Origin of the sequence: Spirosoma foliorum, from assembly GCF_014117325.1 — a bacterium.
In the GTDB taxonomy this organism is placed as follows: Bacteria; Bacteroidota; Bacteroidia; order Cytophagales; family Spirosomataceae; genus Spirosoma; species Spirosoma foliorum.
In genome coordinates, this window is record NZ_CP059732.1 from 3,413,686 (window position 1) to 3,429,737 (window position 16,052).

General features: G+C 44.1%; 14 protein-coding genes. 10 read left to right on the forward strand and 4 right to left on the reverse strand.

Features of this window, described 5'->3' with window-relative positions:
• Positions 1-106: 106 nt before the first annotated feature.
• The 5 genes from H3H32_RS14290 to H3H32_RS14310 all read left to right on the forward strand — a co-directional run bounded on the left by H3H32_RS14290 (position 107) and on the right by H3H32_RS14310 (position 5,920).
• The gene (locus H3H32_RS14290) at positions 107-1,216 is read left to right on the forward strand and encodes a glycosyltransferase family 4 protein (RefSeq protein WP_182463348.1); all 1,110 of its coding nucleotides are present in this window, start codon (positions 107-109) and stop codon (positions 1,214-1,216) included.
• Between the two features lie 5 nt (positions 1,217-1,221).
• Positions 1,222-2,121 (forward strand): glycosyltransferase family 2 protein, encoded by a 900-nt coding sequence (locus tag H3H32_RS14295; RefSeq protein WP_182463349.1) that lies wholly within the window; start codon positions 1,222-1,224, stop codon positions 2,119-2,121.
• A 78-nt stretch (positions 2,122-2,199) separates the two neighbouring features.
• On the forward strand, positions 2,200-3,579 hold the full coding sequence (locus H3H32_RS14300) for an O-antigen ligase family protein (RefSeq protein ID WP_182463350.1): 1,380 nt from the start codon (positions 2,200-2,202) through the stop codon (positions 3,577-3,579).
• The gene (locus H3H32_RS14305; RefSeq protein ID WP_182463351.1) at positions 3,579-4,745 is read left to right on the forward strand and encodes a glycosyltransferase family 4 protein; all 1,167 of its coding nucleotides are present in this window, start codon (positions 3,579-3,581) and stop codon (positions 4,743-4,745) included. Before H3H32_RS14300 ends, H3H32_RS14305 begins: the two co-directional genes overlap by 1 nt.
• A gap of 20 nt (positions 4,746-4,765) precedes the next feature.
• Complete coding sequence (locus tag H3H32_RS14310) at positions 4,766-5,920, forward strand: glycosyltransferase (RefSeq protein ID WP_182463352.1); 1,155 nt, start codon at positions 4,766-4,768, stop codon at positions 5,918-5,920.
• A 2-nt stretch (positions 5,921-5,922) separates the two neighbouring features.
• On the opposite strand, the gene H3H32_RS14315 is transcribed toward H3H32_RS14310, so the two are convergent.
• From H3H32_RS14315 to H3H32_RS14330, 4 genes are all read right to left on the reverse strand, one after another.
• Positions 5,923-7,647: a hypothetical protein gene (locus H3H32_RS14315; protein ID WP_182463353.1), complete on the reverse strand. Its 1,725-nt coding sequence runs from the start codon at positions 7,645-7,647 to the stop codon at positions 5,923-5,925.
• A gap of 50 nt (positions 7,648-7,697) precedes the next feature.
• A complete protein-coding gene (locus H3H32_RS14320) occupies positions 7,698-8,546 on the reverse strand; it encodes a polysaccharide deacetylase family protein (RefSeq protein ID WP_182463354.1) in 849 nt (282 codons plus the stop codon).
• Between the two features lie 104 nt (positions 8,547-8,650).
• On the reverse strand, positions 8,651-9,415 hold the full coding sequence (locus H3H32_RS14325; RefSeq protein ID WP_182463355.1) for a methionyl-tRNA formyltransferase: 765 nt from the start codon (positions 9,413-9,415) through the stop codon (positions 8,651-8,653).
• Positions 9,416-9,478: 63 nt separating this feature from the next.
• On the reverse strand, positions 9,479-11,470 hold the full coding sequence (locus H3H32_RS14330) for a sialate O-acetylesterase (RefSeq protein WP_182463356.1): 1,992 nt from the start codon (positions 11,468-11,470) through the stop codon (positions 9,479-9,481).
• A 134-nt stretch (positions 11,471-11,604) separates the two neighbouring features.
• Between H3H32_RS14330 and H3H32_RS14335 the strand changes: the two genes are divergently transcribed.
• The 5 genes from H3H32_RS14335 (at position 11,605) to H3H32_RS14355 (ending at position 15,811) form a co-directional block, all read left to right on the forward strand.
• Positions 11,605-12,537: a glycosyltransferase family 2 protein gene (locus tag H3H32_RS14335; protein ID WP_182463357.1), complete on the forward strand. Its 933-nt coding sequence runs from the start codon at positions 11,605-11,607 to the stop codon at positions 12,535-12,537.
• A 19-nt stretch (positions 12,538-12,556) separates the two neighbouring features.
• Positions 12,557-13,156, forward strand: coding sequence for a WcaF family extracellular polysaccharide biosynthesis acetyltransferase (locus H3H32_RS14340; RefSeq protein ID WP_182463358.1), 600 nt, complete (start codon positions 12,557-12,559; stop codon positions 13,154-13,156).
• On the forward strand, positions 13,153-13,926 hold the full coding sequence (locus H3H32_RS14345; protein ID WP_182463359.1) for a glycosyltransferase family 2 protein: 774 nt from the start codon (positions 13,153-13,155) through the stop codon (positions 13,924-13,926). The genes H3H32_RS14340 and H3H32_RS14345 overlap by 4 nt, the downstream gene beginning before the upstream one ends.
• A 165-nt stretch (positions 13,927-14,091) precedes the next feature.
• On the forward strand, positions 14,092-15,300 hold the full coding sequence (locus tag H3H32_RS14350; protein WP_182463360.1) for a glycosyltransferase family 4 protein: 1,209 nt from the start codon (positions 14,092-14,094) through the stop codon (positions 15,298-15,300).
• Between the two features lie 184 nt (positions 15,301-15,484).
• Positions 15,485-15,811 carry a hypothetical protein gene (locus H3H32_RS14355; RefSeq protein WP_182463361.1) on the forward strand — a complete coding sequence of 109 codons (327 nt, stop codon included), beginning with the start codon at positions 15,485-15,487 and terminating at the stop codon, positions 15,809-15,811.
• The last annotated feature ends 241 nt before the right edge of the window (positions 15,812-16,052 follow it).

Consider the following 16,052-nt stretch of genomic DNA (forward strand, 5'->3'; position numbering starts at 1 on the left):
ACCGAATACTTATATTCAGCGAGGATTTATCGGCAATTAGACCTATTTTTGCCGGTAAATTATCTCAGAAAAATACAAACCGAGTTGGGTTGTAGGTTTCCCTTTCATGAAAGTACTCTTCGACCATCAATCGTTCACGGGCCTGCCCTATGGGGGTGTTTCCCGCTATTTTTTTGAACTGATGCGTTCGTTTGCCAAACGGTCAGACATTGACTTTGAGCTATCGCTACGGCTATCGAATAATGAATATTTAAATCAGGCATCGTTTAGTAACCATATACGCTATCCAAGGTTGGCTCATATGCACAATGCGCATCGGGCTGCCTCAGTTCTTAATCGGCTGTATAGTAAACAACGGATTCGCTCAGGTAAATTTGATATTTTCCACCCAACCTATTACCACCGCTATTTCCTGGACTCGATCGGCTCTAAACCATTTGTGCTCACCTTTTTCGATGCCACCAGCGAACGATTTGGTGATCAATATCCAGAATTAGGTGAGGGGATTTATGAGACGAAAAAACAACTCCTGCGCCGGGCTGATTGTGTTATCTGCATCTCTGAATTCTCGAAGCAGGATCTGCTTCGTTACTTCCCGGTTGATCCCGATAAAGTAAAGGTTGTTTTGCTGGGCACAACAATGGATGAGTATGTAGCTCCCTCCAAACGGGAAGCCTCTCCCCTCGCGGCTCCCTATTTACTGTATGTAGGAAAGCGTGGTTTATATAAAAATTTCAACGGTTTTTTCCGAGCCATTCAACCCGTTTTACATCAGCACCCCGATTTGCACATTATTTGCGCGGGCGGAGGGGCCTTTACGCCCAATGAACAAGCCTTATTTCATGCCGCCCGCCTTAGTGAACGAGTTCACTTTCGCCCCCTCACAGATGAGGGCTTGGTGACGCTCTATCAGCACGCGCGTGCCTTTGTTTTTCCATCTTTGAACGAAGGGTTTGGTATTCCAGTTTTGGAGGCTTACAGTGCAGGATGCCCAGTGGTATTAAGCGACCGGAGTTCGCTGCCCGAAGTAGGTGCCGATGCTGCTATTTATTTCGATCCAGAAGATGATGATTCGATGGCCCATGCCATTGAACGCATCGTAACCGACGATGCACTCTTTGCCAACCTGCGCCAGAAAGGGACTGAGCGCCTTCGTGATTTTTCGTGTGACAAAACTGCTCAGCAAACGCTGGAGGTTTATCAATCTCTGCGCTAGACAGTATGAATTCTTCGAACAACACCTTACAGGATTTTGTGACTTCGCCGTATCGTCTGCAAGGAAATTCCGTCGCCGATTCGAAAGTCTACCCGAAGTTAACGATCGTAACGCCTTCGTTTAATCAGGCTCAATACCTCGAACGAACGATTTTGAGCGTCCTGAATCAGCACTATCCAAACCTTGAGTATTTTATTATGGATGGTGGATCTACAGACGGTAGTCTTGACATCATAAAAAAATATGAACCCTATCTGGCCGGATGGGTTAGTGAAAAAGATCGTGGTCAAACTGACGCCATAAATAAAGGATTTCGATTGGCCACAGGCGATTACGTTGCCTTTCAGAACTCCGACGATGTATTTGCTCCTGATGCCCTTAGCCGGGTAGCTGAAGCCTGGCGTAAAGCCCCGACTACCGACGTTTTTTTTGGAGATATGTATATCATCGACGAAGCCGACGTTATTTTAGAGGAGATGCGTGCCCCTGAGTTTTGTGTAGAATGTCAGCTTTACGAAGGTATGCAGGTATTTAATCAGTCGTTATTTATCCGACGCGAACGTTTAGAGCAATTCGGGTTACTCGACGAAAGCCTGAGATTTGTGATCGATTACGAAATCATAGCACGTCTGGGTGTTCAATCTGGCATAAAGTTTCGGCATGTGAATGGGTTTTGGGGAGGATTCCGGGTACAGCCAGATGCGAAATCGTCGACGATTGCCGCAACGGTTGGCCTCCAGGAACATAAGTTCGTGAAGGAAAAATACCTTCCTAGCTTAACCTCATCGTTAGGGGCATCATTCTGGCAACGTTATTGCCGACTTCGCAAACTACTGACTTTTGTACTGAAAGGTGAATGGGGCTATGTCCGTCATCGGCTTACCCTAAATCGGTCCAGGCATTAAATTGAAAGTGCATTATCCGGTTTATCGTTACCCGATTTCTAAAACCGAATAACACAAACCACAAACCATAGTCTGTTTATGAGCAACTTTATTCGCTTATTGAAGACCCTCGATTATATGCGGATAGTTCTCGGTATCTGCATTCTGGTGGATGGCTACCCGCTGATCTTCTTTTTTCGGGAAACAATGAGACTTGCCCCTGGCAGCACAGCATTTACGGCTGCGGCTTTGGCGGGTGGTTTGGTGCTTATGGTTCCATTTACCTTTTTACGCCGACTTTATCGTCCTAACATGACCATGTTCTGGATGGGCCTGGGCTTTCTCCTGCTTAGCATTATCTACATGTACCTATACAATGGTGTGCCCGGCTATGAGGATTCGGGTCGGGATATGATCTATTATGCCTACATGTTGATTTTCTTATTTCTACTGATCAATATACCCAATGAAATTATTCCGGTGTTTATTCCGGTAGTGGTGATTTTTACATTATTATCAAATCTGGGACTAGTTTACGCACTAATAACAGATCCGACATGGGCTATTGGCCAGCGAGCAACCATTACACTGAACAATGGTGATCCAGGATCGGGCAATCCTCATTCATTTTCCCGCAACGCCTTTATGGGTGCCATTGCCTGTGCAATCTGGCTCCTTCGACCTAACACGCATGTTATATTTCGACTTCTTTCCTTTTTTGCAGGTGTTCTTAATATTGCGATTTTGGTACTCACTCAAACCCGTTCGGCTATTGTTGCATTGGCCTTAGCCATTGGTTTATTTTTATACTTCAACGTTCGGCCAGCCCAGATTCGCCAGGTTGCTCGTAGCCTGGTCAAACCCATTCCGATCACAATTATGGTCGTGGGTTTCTTAGGCGTTATGTATTTTTTCCAGCGCTATCTAACCGTTTACTTCATTCTATACGATTACGTAACCTCCTTCGCAGAGCGAAATTTAGAAACGGTCTATGCGATGTTAGGGCTAAAAGCGCAGGGGGCCGATTATAAAGCCGTTCTCGATGATTCTACAGCAAACCGGTCAGCCAGTGCCGATTTCCTTCGAAATGTCTTACTTGGCCACATTCACATGCTGATTCTCGGATATGGCTACAAGTTCCTGTATCTGGATGTGCCAATAATGGAGGCCCTGGCCGATCAGGGGATTTTGGGGTTAGTCTTATTCGGGGGCGTTATTGGTATGGCCGGTTTCTATTCGTTGGGTATTATGCGCCGAAACCCCAATCCATTGAGTGTATTTTTAGCGTATTTTTTCCTACTGATCCTAATCCAGTCAATCACAAACGGGCGACCGTATGAAATTTCGTTCTGGTTCCCCTTAGCACTGATGATCCGATTTATGGGCGTCGATCATCTATTTCCCGATCATTTACACGATAATACCCCCGTAGATGCCCATGAGCAATACGTTGTCATAGCAAACCCCGAATCGGCCTGATGCGTATTCTTATAGTTCATAATATGCTCTGGGCGCACTATAAATCCAGTGTATTTCAGGCCTTACAGCAGCTTGTTGATCAACAAACCGATATTTCTGTACTCGTCCTACAGATTGCCCGTAACGAACGTTCCCGTGCCAGTTTGGAATCAAATTCGTATGAATCCACTCCAACCTACATGTACAAGTACGAGCTTCTGTTTGACCGTTATCTAGAGGAAGTCAGCTTTCGCGAACGGGCTCAGGCACTACTTCGGCACGCTAAAGCCTTTCGACCCGATGTCATAAACCTAACGGGTTATTACGATCCGGCGCAGCTTCTGTTGCTAGTATGGGCTAAAGTAAATGGTATTCGGGTTGTGATGCAAAACGAAAGTACGGCGGCTGATCAACAACGGGGAGGTTGGAAAGAACAGCTAAAACGATGGGTGTTTAGTCAGTGCGACGGATTCTTTTGCTTTGGTAGCCAGGCTGCCGATTATGTAATCCAACTCGGCGTGCCGTCCAGTAAGATTTTACTCCGCAAAAACGCTGTTGACAATAACGTACTTCAATCAGTATACAACCAGTCATTGCCTTCCCGCACGCAGCAACAGCAGGTATTCGGGTTGCGCCCCAATAACTTTGTTTTTGTGGGTAGGCTCATTGAGGCCAAGAACCTCCCGATGTTACTAAACGCGTTTGCAGAAGCTCGTAAACAATCGAAAAACGGAACTGACTGGGGGATAATTCTATTGGGAGATGGCACGGAAAAAGCGAACCTCACTCAGCAAATCAGCACGTTGGGATTAACAGACCAGATCATTCTGCTGCCCGGTCGACCCTGGTTTCGGGTACCGGAGGTGCTGGCTCTTAGTAACGTACTGGTGCTGCCAAGTCGGTCAGAACCCTGGGGTTTAGTCGTCAATGAGGCTATGGCCTGCGGCCTACCCGTTATCGTGTCTGAGCGATGTGGTTGTGCAGTTGACCTCGTTAAAAATGGGCAAAATGGGTTTGTCTTCAACCCTGATCAGCCCGAGCAATTAAGTCATCTGTTAACTCAGTTTATGGATGGCTTAGTGGATACAAACCGAATGGGTGAGGCAGCCCGACAGATCATTGCGCCATACGCGCCCGAAGCGGTAGCTCAGGAAATGCTCAATGGTTTTATAAAAATCACGAACTAATCAGTTATTTCGCGGCATCTATGCGAATCTTAAATATCTGTGCTTACACCTGGCAAGCCGGTGGCCCTCCTAAAATTATTTTCGACCACACGCAGGTTGTTCTTCGCTACGGCCATCAGGTTGACATTTTAAGCCCATTTACTCCCGGCGAAAAACCCTACCCAATCCCCGAAGGCGCGAACTTAATATTGTGCAAACGAACTCCGCTTATCAGTCGATTTTTCCGGGAATTTTCGGTCGAATTGTATCAATATCTCCAAAAGCATATCCACGAGTACGATGTCATTCATTGTCATGGGCTTTGGCATTTTGGCACACTAGCCCCCTTTATGCTCGATCGGAAGATCGCCAAAGTCATAACGATTCATGGGGTGCTGGACCGCTGGGTATATGCGCACAACAACTGGAAAAAAGAGTTGATGAATTCGCTTGCCCAAAAAGCCTATTTACGCCGTGCCGATTTAGTACAGATCAATAATACCGATGAACAGGAAGATATCTTGCGGTACCTCGGGCAGCCACACCCCAATGTAGTTGTTATTCCCAATGGTGTAAAAACCAGCGACTTTGCTCAACTTCCTCCCAAAGGCACGTTCCGACAGAAATTCAATATCCCCGCCAATAAACAGTTAGTGCTGTTTATGAGTCGTCTGAATGTAAAAAAAGGATTGGACTTACTCTTACCTGGCTTTCGGGATTATGTGCAGAAATACCCAAATACGATACTGGCTCTGGCGGGTTCCGATGATGGCTACCAAGCCACAACCCAGCAGTTTATTGATCAGCATAGGCTTAGCGACTCGATAAGGCTGGTAGGCATGCTCACCGGTGACGATAAGAAGGCGGCTCTCGCTGACGCGGATGTATTTACGCTTCCTTCCTATTCAGAAGGTTTTTCGATGGCTGTTCTTGAAGCAATGGCAGCCGGAACACCTGCTCTTGTGTCGGATCGAGTTGGATTTGGCGATACGATTCAGCAATATGAAGCGGCAGGTCTATTAAGTAGTTTAACCCCGGAAGCTGTAACGGCTGGTCTTGAAAAACTATTGGGCGATGAGTTGCTTCGCAGTCAGGTAGCCCAGAATGCAACGGGAATGGTAAAGAAACTCTACGATATTGATGTGGTAGCTAAACAGCTTCTGGACGAGTATACGAAAATCGTTCAAAAGAAGTAATGCTACAATGACACAATTTTGAGTGAATCAGTACCCGTTTCAATTTGTGTATTGGTGGGGTAAATAATTTTATTATCCCCATCAATCCCTAAAACAAATACATTATACGTCTGATTATTTTTCAAGTATTTGCTGGTAAATACACCGAAAAAACCGTTTGCATAATAATTCTGTCCGAACGAAAACAGAAAAGATTTCAGGGAATATTTGTTTTGCTGAGTCGGAACAATTTGCTGCTGATCGGCACTTTTGAGAACAATAAAAGCCCCATTTTTTTTACCGAATCGCCGGGTAAATGTATCGTTTACAAAGGACAATGTGTGTCCCCCCATATGCTCTGTTTTTAAGCGGACGATCTCTTTTTTTTCCTGATACGGGCCCTCAAAAAAGTAGTGATCAGGTAACTGATAAACACCTGTCCGAACAGCCTGATTTGTTATGGTATCTACGGTTGCCTGCACACTTATATAAATAGGCGTGCTAGGTATTGTCCGGCTATTTTTCCAGCCATATATATCCGTATAACGGTCTTTATAATAAAAATCCAGCGGGGCTAAATAAGTGAAATAACTAAATAGAAATAGGCAAAAACCCATCACAAGCCAGACTTTACTAAATACAAGCTGGGTCGCAGGTTTAAGTTTGCTGGCAATCAATAAAATGATCAAAATCAGCCAAATAAATCCAATATGTTTATAGCGACTAATTAATAACGGATCAATGCCTTCAATTGCCCTTCCTACGGCTAAAGCAAGCAAGGTTATACTAAAATGGAATAATCCTCCCCATAATATACTTTCCCAGCGAGCAAGCTTTACACCTAACCGATTAAATGCTGATTTAACCAGAAAAAATCCGGATAAAATAACACAACCCCACAAAATAACCCCCATTACCATAATCAGACCTATTCGTATACCTGCTGGAAGTAGCGTGTTCGCATCGAACGACATCCCGCTAGCCACCAAAATACGTCCAATAATCAGATCAGGTCGTTGTAAGTTATCGGATAACTTAGGTCTGAAGGAAGGAACTGTAAAGTTTTGATAGTACAGGAATATCATTCCCCCTATAACAATTGCCCATATAATACTGTGTTTCCATCGGTGTTGTAACCCTAACAGCAGTAAACCTACGGGTAAAATAAACGTCCCACTTACATCACTTAGAATGGCAAGAATAGCTACTACTAGTGAAATTATCAGAGAAGACAGTTTAGGCGTATATAAATAAGATGAAGCGAATAGAACGAAAAAATAAACAATGACATGTTGTAAGGGAATCATTGCCCAAAAGATCGTTTCGTAATACTGGATGTGGAATAATAATAATGAACAAGCCAGGACTAAAATAAACGGAAGTTTAGCATCACGAATAATCGTGTATATTAGATAAAATATACCCACTAAAGATAATAAGCCTAAAAAAGCCTGTAGCCTAAGATCTAATTTACCAAGTATCGAATAAGTTAAAATTGCGACTAACCGATTAATTACAATTCGTCGTTCATCATCCTGTGTCCAAACAATTTTCACAAACTCAGACAAAGAAAAATGAGTTAGCTGCGTAAACTTGGTAACAGGTTCTAAGAGCGCATCATAATCGTCCTGAAAAGGAATATTACTGATATACTGGAAAAATATATAGAAAAAAAGCAGAATTGGAATGGCACTGAGCAAAATAAACCATGTAACAGTACCTCTATTTCTAGAGAAATCAGTAACCATTTTTCAAATAAGTTGTAGTTAATGTGCTAATTAATTAGCTAGTAAAAAAATCACACAGTACGCTGTATAACCTTAGTCCAATCGACTTGCTGATCGGCTTCGGCAAGGTCTACAAATGGGAATTCGAGAAGCAACTGCTTTAATTTGGGCCAGCAATTCTGAAGGCCATAGTATGACTTAAACTTACGCATTTGGCTCAACCCTGGAATCATAGGCTGCTTCGCATCAAAATCGCGTGGATGAAAGTAAGTCATGACATAGGGAGATCGACCCATCAGGCTTTTTATCAGACTATACGGAAATAGTCTAAAATAACCTCCCCCCGAAAAAATCAGATCTTGCCCCAGTACAGGAGCCGTATTAATAGGGAATTCTTTTAATAAAGTCCCTCCAACATTCAGATACCCTGGCTCAAACATACCTAGCGATGCATCGCCCCCGTGGGAACGCCGTGCAGAAAACACCGAACAGTCAATTTCGATACCCTGCTCAACCAGAATTGGGAATACCCAGCGATTATACTCTTTGATTGAAAAACCCGGTGCTCGATATGATCGCACTTTTTTGCCTGTAATATCCTGCAAATGCTGAATCGATCGGACCAAATCATCCTGAAATTGGGTGGGCGTCTGTTCATACGCTAGTTGATGTGCGTACGAATGCGTAGCAATTTCGTAGCCAGCGGCATCAATGCGTCGAATCACATCAGGATGCTTAGCGGCAACCCATCCCAGACAGAAAAAAGTAGCCCGGCTGTTTGTTTCGTCTAAAAGCTGGAAGATGAGGTCCATGTTCTGGTGAATACGGCTCTCATAACGACTCCAGTCCGATTCTGTTCGGGTTGAGGCATTGTCCAGAATATGAAACCACTCTTCAATATCAAATGTCAGGATATTCATAAAAACGGGAGGAGAAGGAAGAAAGGGAGGAGTGGGAGGATAGGGCAAGAAGGAATCGATTAATCCTCTCGTCCCTCTCCTCCTCTCTTCCTTTCCTCTCTCTTTTAATAAAACCGTTTTCCGGCGTCACGGAAGGCCTTTACGTCTTCTTTCGTCGGAAAGGTAAAATAAGTCATCTGAGAGGCATCGTTCTCAATAAGCGTGTACTTGCCCGAATGGATTTTGTCGATCGATTTCAGAATCGCATCCATACCCATTTTCTTCGTCACATCGATTAACTCAGCCTGGCTCATGTTGCCAATAGCCAGTTTATCCTGAACCAAAATTGGGCCACTGTCGATACCCTCGTCTACAAAAAATACAGAGACGCCCGTATGTGTTTCTTTGTTTTTCAACACCCAGAAAGAAGGCATCAATCCGCGATATTTCGGCAGAAGAGCCGTATGGAGATTAATACAACCGTAGGTAGCAACATCCAGTAGTTTCTGCTTAAAAATCTGATTACCAGCAATTGACACCAACAGATCGGGCTTATACTCCCTTAGTTTTTCTAAGTTTTCGTCCTTATTAATATTCCCTTCAATATGAATCAAGGGTATATTTCGATCGGCCAGTGTTTTCCGGACGTTGTTCCGGGAATCGAGCTTCGACATTACGAATTTTGTTCCGTAGCGTATAAAAAAAGGCAACCCAAAGATGTCGTAGGTTTTCTTCATTTTCTCACTGAAACTTTCGCGTTTACCAAATGGCGAAACATCGAAAACTACCGTTGCCACCACTTCGGCGTAAGGCGGCAGTTTTTTCAGAAGATAATCAATATTACGAGCGAGGTAGAATGGGTCATCCTGCGTAAGAATCACAAGGCGCATAAAGAGTAGGCTATGGTAATGTCACAAAACTACGTATTCCGACCGAAAGGCAGTATTCATTTCTTAGCGAATCACTATTTTTCGTCGTAGCGTTTGCCCGTCGGTTGTTTGTAAATTAGCAATGTACAAACCCGCTTCCAGGTCGCTCAGGCCAAGCGTAAGCGTATTTTTGGCCGTACCGCTCCAGCTTTTCACAACGCGCCCTAACAGGTCTCGTACTGAGAGATTGGTAAAGGTTACCTGGCTGGCCTCCACATGAAGTAGTCGATCCGTACTTAGCGGATTCGGGTATAGCTGTACCAGAGGTTCAGTTGGTTCAATCTCCAGAATTAAAGGGCGTGCAATAACCACGTTACTGTAACCAGACTCTGATGTGCTATTGGACGCACGAAGCCGATAATAATAGGTACCCAACGGATCTGGCAAATTCGTATCGGTGTAAGTTGCCGTTGTGCCATTGAATGAGGCAATTTGTTTATAACTACTCGGTGTACCATCTGATCGTTCTAACAGCTGTGTTTGCGCATTGGCCGATACAGTCCAGTTCAATTGAATTTGTTTCTCCGACAATGGTTTGGCCGCGAGTGTGGTCACTGTTGCAATGGCGTCAGCAATCGGAACTCCATCGAATGAAAAGGCACGCATGCCCCGTGAATTTTTTAGTACAGGTCCATCATAAAACGCGGAGAAATTATCGGAAAAATAAGCTGGCAGATAACGCAACGTTTTGGCTGTGGCTGGCTGGTTTAGTGCCAGAATCACTCGGTTTCCGGTAGCTGAGCCGCCAGCCACCAAACCTGATTTACCATCCAGATAGAAATAATCTTTCTGCTCACGGCCATACTCTTTTACCCCTGTTGCAAAACTGTAAAAGGCTGTATCACTCTTCCATACCATCTGCATCTGATCGTCGAAAACCAACGTGATCGAATCTTTTCGGGCGTTGTAAAATGTCTTTTTCACGTCAGGTGAATTAATCTGAAGTGTATCCGTTGAGCCATAAATATCACGGGCAAGCTGCCTGAATTGCTCAAAGGCAAGCTGTTGATAGGCTAAAGGTTCATAGTGAACTCCCTGATAACCAACAGTACCAACGGAAGCGATCGTCTCAACATTTTTGAACAGGAATTTCGTACGTCGCTGAAAATCCCGCAAAGCAGCTGCACTATCATTGGGGTTTGTATTGTCGAGAATATTGATCTGGCCAACATAAATACGCATGTCACCATAATCTTCCCGAAGCTGATTGTACAACGTGGCAAATTTTCCGGCATATCCTGATATTCCGGTTCCGGCATCCTCTTCGCCCTGGCGAAAAATAATGGCCTTAGCCTGTCTGGCAACACCCGCCCACTGTGCCCGATACAGCAGGTTTCCGTAGAATGTATTTGTGTCAGCATGATTGGCAGGATTGCGAGCCAACAGAAGCGAAATTTGGGTTCCACCCTGGGCACCATTGATTACACAGGTTGGAATACCGTAGGTTTGCAAGATCAGCCGTTGTATTGTCAAGCCTAATCCGCCAACACTGGCATAGGGCTGTTTAGCCGGAAACCAAGTCATATTGGAGGCAGGGGAGCCATAGGAATAGGCTGCATTACGAAGATATTTATCATCGAAACCAACAGAGTAATAGGTATCTAACCCAGCCAGGGCCAACGCATTGGATTGCCCGTGAATGATGTAAACGTCGCCACAAACAACTCGCTTCCGTTCAGCAACGAGCACTGAATCAGCACCTTTGTAAGCAAATACCCGAAACCCATATTCAGCCGTTTCGGCCTTGATGGTTGTTGTCAGTTTGAAGGTCGTACTGCTTGGACTAAGTGTCTGACTAAGCGCTTTAGTCAGCAAACCCTCTCGCAACACCTGTACGCCAATTTTTGTATAACTAACGGCAGTGCCACTCATCGAACCACTCACACTGATTGCAGCCTGATTAGTTGCATCGCGAGGATATAATTGCAAGTCACGGGGAAGTTGGTCAAATACAACCTGCCCAAACGAACCGAAATATGACAAAAACAATATAAAGGCACCATAAAGTCTCTTCATTGGCTTTGTCCCGTCTAAAAAAAAGTTATAATATTGCATGATCTATTAAGCTCATAACGGGTGGATAAAAATACGGCCTTTTTTGCGAAAAAGAATCAAAAAACCTATCTATTGCCCCCAAAGCTATCTAAAGTATGACCGATGTATCTGTCATCATTCTAACATTCAACGAGGAAAAACACATTACTCGGTGTCTACAGAGTTTACTTCCGTATACAGACAAAATTTTCATTGTTGACTCTTTTTCAACGGATCGAACTGTTGAGATTGCCCGATCAATGGGCGCCGTAGTGGTGCAGAACGCCTGGGTGAATTACGCTACCCAATTCAACTTTGGTATTGACCATAACCCGTTTACGACTGCATGGGTGATGCGGATGGATGCCGACGAATATGTAATGCCTGAATTAGCCGATGAGATCAACCGTCGGTTAATGGGTTTACCAACTGAGGTAGGTGGCGTTTACGTAAAGCGAAGGGTATTCTTCTTGAATCGCTGGATTCGCCACGGAAGCTTTTACCCACTCTGGCTTCTTCGACTCTGGCGCCGGGGCGATGGGTTTTGCGAGCAGGTCTGGCACGACGAACATATCAAACTCACCAAAGGCGAGTCGATTCAATTCGATCACGACCTTGTTGATCATAACCTGAATAATCTGACCTGGTGGACGCAGAAGCACAATCATTACTCTATTCTGGAAATGATTAACCTGCTGAATTATCGCCATCATTTTGATAAGGCCGATACCATGGAGGCCCGCTTGTTTGGGACACAGGATCAACGCACGCGGTATTTAAAAGCCAAATATGCATCGTTACCCTTATTTACACGGCCAATACTCTATTTTATCTATCGCTATTTTATTCGTTTAGGCTTTCTGGATGGTATCCCTGGCTTTGCCTGGTGTTTTTTACAAGGGCTATGGTACCGCTTTCTGGTCGATGCCAAACTTATGGAAGTAAAGCTTCGGGTTGGCGATGATAAAGAAGCACTCATTGAGTACTTCCGAAAAGAATACGGCAAAGATCTACGGCCAGCTCGCTCAGAACAGGTTAGCCAATCCTAACTCGACTACTAGTCAATTCATGGAATCCTATCAAAAGAAAAACAACGAACCACCATCAAATCAGTCTATTGGTAAAACCGATTTATCTCGGTTCGACAATAGCTGGTATGACCACGGCCCTCGGTGGCGAGTGGTAGTATGGTTCATTGTGAATGCCTTTTTTATCAATACCTATTTACCAATACCGGGCAGTTTCAGAATAGCGATTTTACGGTTGTTTGGCGCAAAAATCGGTCATCACGTTATGCTCAAACCAGCCGTAAATATTAAATACCCCTGGTTACTAGAAGTGGGTAATTACGTCTGGATAGGTGAACAGGTCTGGATTGATAATTTGAGCAAAGTAATTATTGGTGATCACGCCTGTCTTTCTCAGGGAGCCATGATCTTAACGGGTAACCATAACTATCGCCTGTCAACCTTCGATCTAACGACCCGGCCTATTACTTTGGACGATGGCGTCTGGGTTGGAGCCAAAGCAGTCGTTTGCGCAGGTGTTCACTGCGAATCTCATGCTGTGCTATCGGTCAATTCGGTAGCTACACATTCATTAGAGGCATATGGCATTTATCAGGGCAATCCGGCTGTTTTTGTCCGGCAACGAACTATTACGGCGTGAAAGTCTCTATCATAACAGTTGTTTATAACGGCGCAGAGTTTATTCGGGACTGCATAGAATCGGTCCTGAATCAGACCTATACCAACATTGAGTACATTATTGTCGACGGAAAATCGACCGATGGGACTGTAGAAATCGTACAATCCTACGGCACGAAAGTTGCCCGATTTATCTCCGAACCTGACAAAGGGTTATATGATGCCATGAATAAAGGGATCAGATTAGCCACCGGCGACATAATTGGGCTGATGAATGCGGATGATTTTTATCGGCATAAACGTGTTATAGAAAACATGGTAGCGACCTTCGAACGAACGGGTAGCGATGCTGTTTATGGCGATATGTTATACGTAGAACGTGATAATCCACAAAAGCTTAAACGCTACTGGCGATCTGGCTGGTACAGCGAGAATGCTTTTTCGTGGGGTTGGATGCCAGGTCATCTTTCGTTTTTTGCGAAGAAATGGCTTTACGAAAAATACGGTCTGTTTCGGCTCGATATGAAAAGTGCTGCCGATTATGAATTGATGCTACGGTTTATTCACAAAAACAAAGCCAAACTTGCTTACATGGACGAAGTAACTATTGTGATGCGAGCGGGCGGAATTAGTAACAGTAGTGTCCAAAATCGATTGAGAGCTAATCGCGAAGATAAACTCGCCTGGCAACTAAATGGGCTAACTCCGTATTTCTTCACCTTCTGGCTGAAGCCTTTACGGAAGCTAAAACAATATGTTACCAAACCACCCGAAGCGCTTGACAACGAATAGATATGACCGTTAACTCAGATTTTTAGTCTGATATTAGTTAAACCCATGATTTTTACGCTCCTTTCCAGGCCGAAATAGAAAGCCAACCTTCGGTCTAGGTAGCGTTACTCGACGAATTGTTTACGATAATCCCGGAAGGGAAACAATATCTAAACGCCCTGCCTTATGAATATTGATTTATTTATTGCTTATCTACAACATAAATTCAGTGACGACCTGTTCACGCTTGGTCTGTACCAATGCGTACTTTCCTTGCTGGTTGCCTGTTTTGTTTCGGTTGTAGCCATTCCCGTAGTCATTAAGATTTCGGAACTGAAATCACTCATGGAGAAGCCCGGCGAACGTCGGTCACACTCTACGCCAACACCAACTTTTGGCGGCATAGCCATCTTTGCGGCTATTCTGATTGCCTATTTCTTATGGCCAAGCATTGATCAGACCGAAATTTATCGGACCAATCTGTCCATTGTTGGCATGACCATTCTGTTTTTTATTGGCATCAAAGATGATTTGGTAGGTATTGACCCAGCCAAGAAACTCATGTTTCAGGTATTAGCGGCCATGATCCTTATTCTCTTTGGTGATTTGCGCGTCGATTATCTGTATGGCATTATGGGTTTTCACCACATTGATGTGGTGGTTGGCACTTTGTTGACGTGTTTTATTTTTATTACGCTCACGAACGCTATTAACCTTATAGATGGTATTGACGGCCTGGCAGCGGGTATTTCTACCATTGCCAGTGGTACATTTGGTGGCTGGTTTTTGCTAACAAATCACTTTACAATGGCTTGTTTGGCATTCACGTTGACAGGGGCATTGCTCGGTTTCCTACGGTTTAACTTCTCCAAAACCAGTAAAATTTTCATGGGGAATACCGGCTCGCTTATCATTGGTTTTATGCTGGCTTTCTTTGCCGTACGGTTCGTTAGCCTCAACGCGTCTTATCGATATGAGCCGACTGCCTTTTTCAATGCCCCCATCATTGCCATTGTCATTTTGATCGTACCAATATTCGATACACTACGTGTTTTCCTCGTACGGATTCTAGCGGGTCGTTCGCCTTTCTCCGCCGACCGGAATCACATGCATCACATTCTGTTAGATAATGGCCTATCGCACATTGGGGCAACGGCTGTCCTCTGTGGCGCATCGTTATTCAACACCATCACATTTCTGCTATTACACCGTAATATTTCGAATACACTTTCTATTGTGATTTTAGGGTGCTTGTTTGGTGTATATATGCTGGTGAGTTTCACCCTAAAAATGCGGGTGAGATATGTATCAACGCATCCACGTCGTCGTCGGGCGGTGATCCGTCGGGAATTGCAGAACGGGATTTCAGGCAAACGGATTGTCGATTATCTGTAAGCCTCACAAAACAAATAAAAAGCTCTTTGGAAGTTCCAAAGGGCTTTTTATTTGTAGAGACTACAGGATTCCTATTCAGGAATCCTCCTTGTTTAATGCTTACAAATAAATAAGACCTATCGCAGGATTTTTTTCATGATTGGCAAGATTTTAGTGAATGAGTACGTATAAATTCGCTACCACCATGATCTCGCAAACCAATTCATTCAACCTGCTGAAGGAATATATTAAAACCATTTTTGCCTCGAAGACGGTTTTTCCAGGTGTTCTACCCCGCCAGTGGGGAAAATGCTTTAGTGATGACGAACTCTATAAAGTTTATACTGAACTTAAATTGGTGCTGAAACAAGCTGACCCTTATTCACGCGAAAGTTTGATTCGAGAATTTGAACAATTTTCGTACACCCCACAACACCTTCACTGGTATGTTGGCCGATTCTGGCATGAAATTGTCGAGCTAATACTTCAGGAAACTGCTTTAGTCGAGCATTATCCGCTCTCGAAGTATTGATTTCAATGATCGTTGTTGATAAAACAAGAGGCTCTACGGTAAGCTAACCTAATTGAACTTATACCAGGGATTTGGAATATTAGTTGAGCAAAACCACATCCTTTCCAGAGCATAGTCTACTAGACAGCGCAAAATGCAAAGCCCCTTCCGTACGGACAGGGGCTTTGCTAGTTAAATGTCGGCTCTTATGGGATAGATTCCGATGCTTACTTTTATTAGATTGAAAAACTAAATCAAAGTC

Bases quoted from the DNA above. Each gene is read 5' to 3' on its own strand.
- H3H32_RS14310 (WP_182463352.1), top strand. From the start codon at position 4,766: ATGCGAATCTTAAATATCTGTGCTTACACCTGGCAAGCCGGTGGCCCT.
- H3H32_RS14305 (WP_182463351.1), top strand. From the start codon at position 3,579: ATGCGTATTCTTATAGTTCATAATATGCTCTGGGCGCACTATAAATCC.
- H3H32_RS14335 (WP_182463357.1), top strand. From the start codon at position 11,605: ATGACCGATGTATCTGTCATCATTCTAACATTCAACGAGGAAAAACAC.
- H3H32_RS14340 (WP_182463358.1), top strand. From the start codon at position 12,557: ATGGAATCCTATCAAAAGAAAAACAACGAACCACCATCAAATCAGTCT.
- H3H32_RS14355 (WP_182463361.1), top strand. From the start codon at position 15,485: ATGATCTCGCAAACCAATTCATTCAACCTGCTGAAGGAATATATTAAA.
- H3H32_RS14290 (WP_182463348.1), top strand. From the start codon at position 107: ATGAAAGTACTCTTCGACCATCAATCGTTCACGGGCCTGCCCTATGGG.
- H3H32_RS14300 (WP_182463350.1), top strand. From the start codon at position 2,200: ATGAGCAACTTTATTCGCTTATTGAAGACCCTCGATTATATGCGGATA.
- H3H32_RS14350 (WP_182463360.1), top strand. From the start codon at position 14,092: ATGAATATTGATTTATTTATTGCTTATCTACAACATAAATTCAGTGAC.
- H3H32_RS14325 (WP_182463355.1), bottom strand. From the start codon at position 9,415: ATGCGCCTTGTGATTCTTACGCAGGATGACCCATTCTACCTCGCTCGT.
- H3H32_RS14315 (WP_182463353.1), bottom strand. From the start codon at position 7,647: ATGGTTACTGATTTCTCTAGAAATAGAGGTACTGTTACATGGTTTATT.
- H3H32_RS14320 (WP_182463354.1), bottom strand. From the start codon at position 8,546: ATGAATATCCTGACATTTGATATTGAAGAGTGGTTTCATATTCTGGAC.
- H3H32_RS14330 (WP_182463356.1), bottom strand. From the start codon at position 11,470: ATGAAGAGACTTTATGGTGCCTTTATATTGTTTTTGTCATATTTCGGT.
- H3H32_RS14295 (WP_182463349.1), top strand. From the start codon at position 1,222: ATGAATTCTTCGAACAACACCTTACAGGATTTTGTGACTTCGCCGTAT.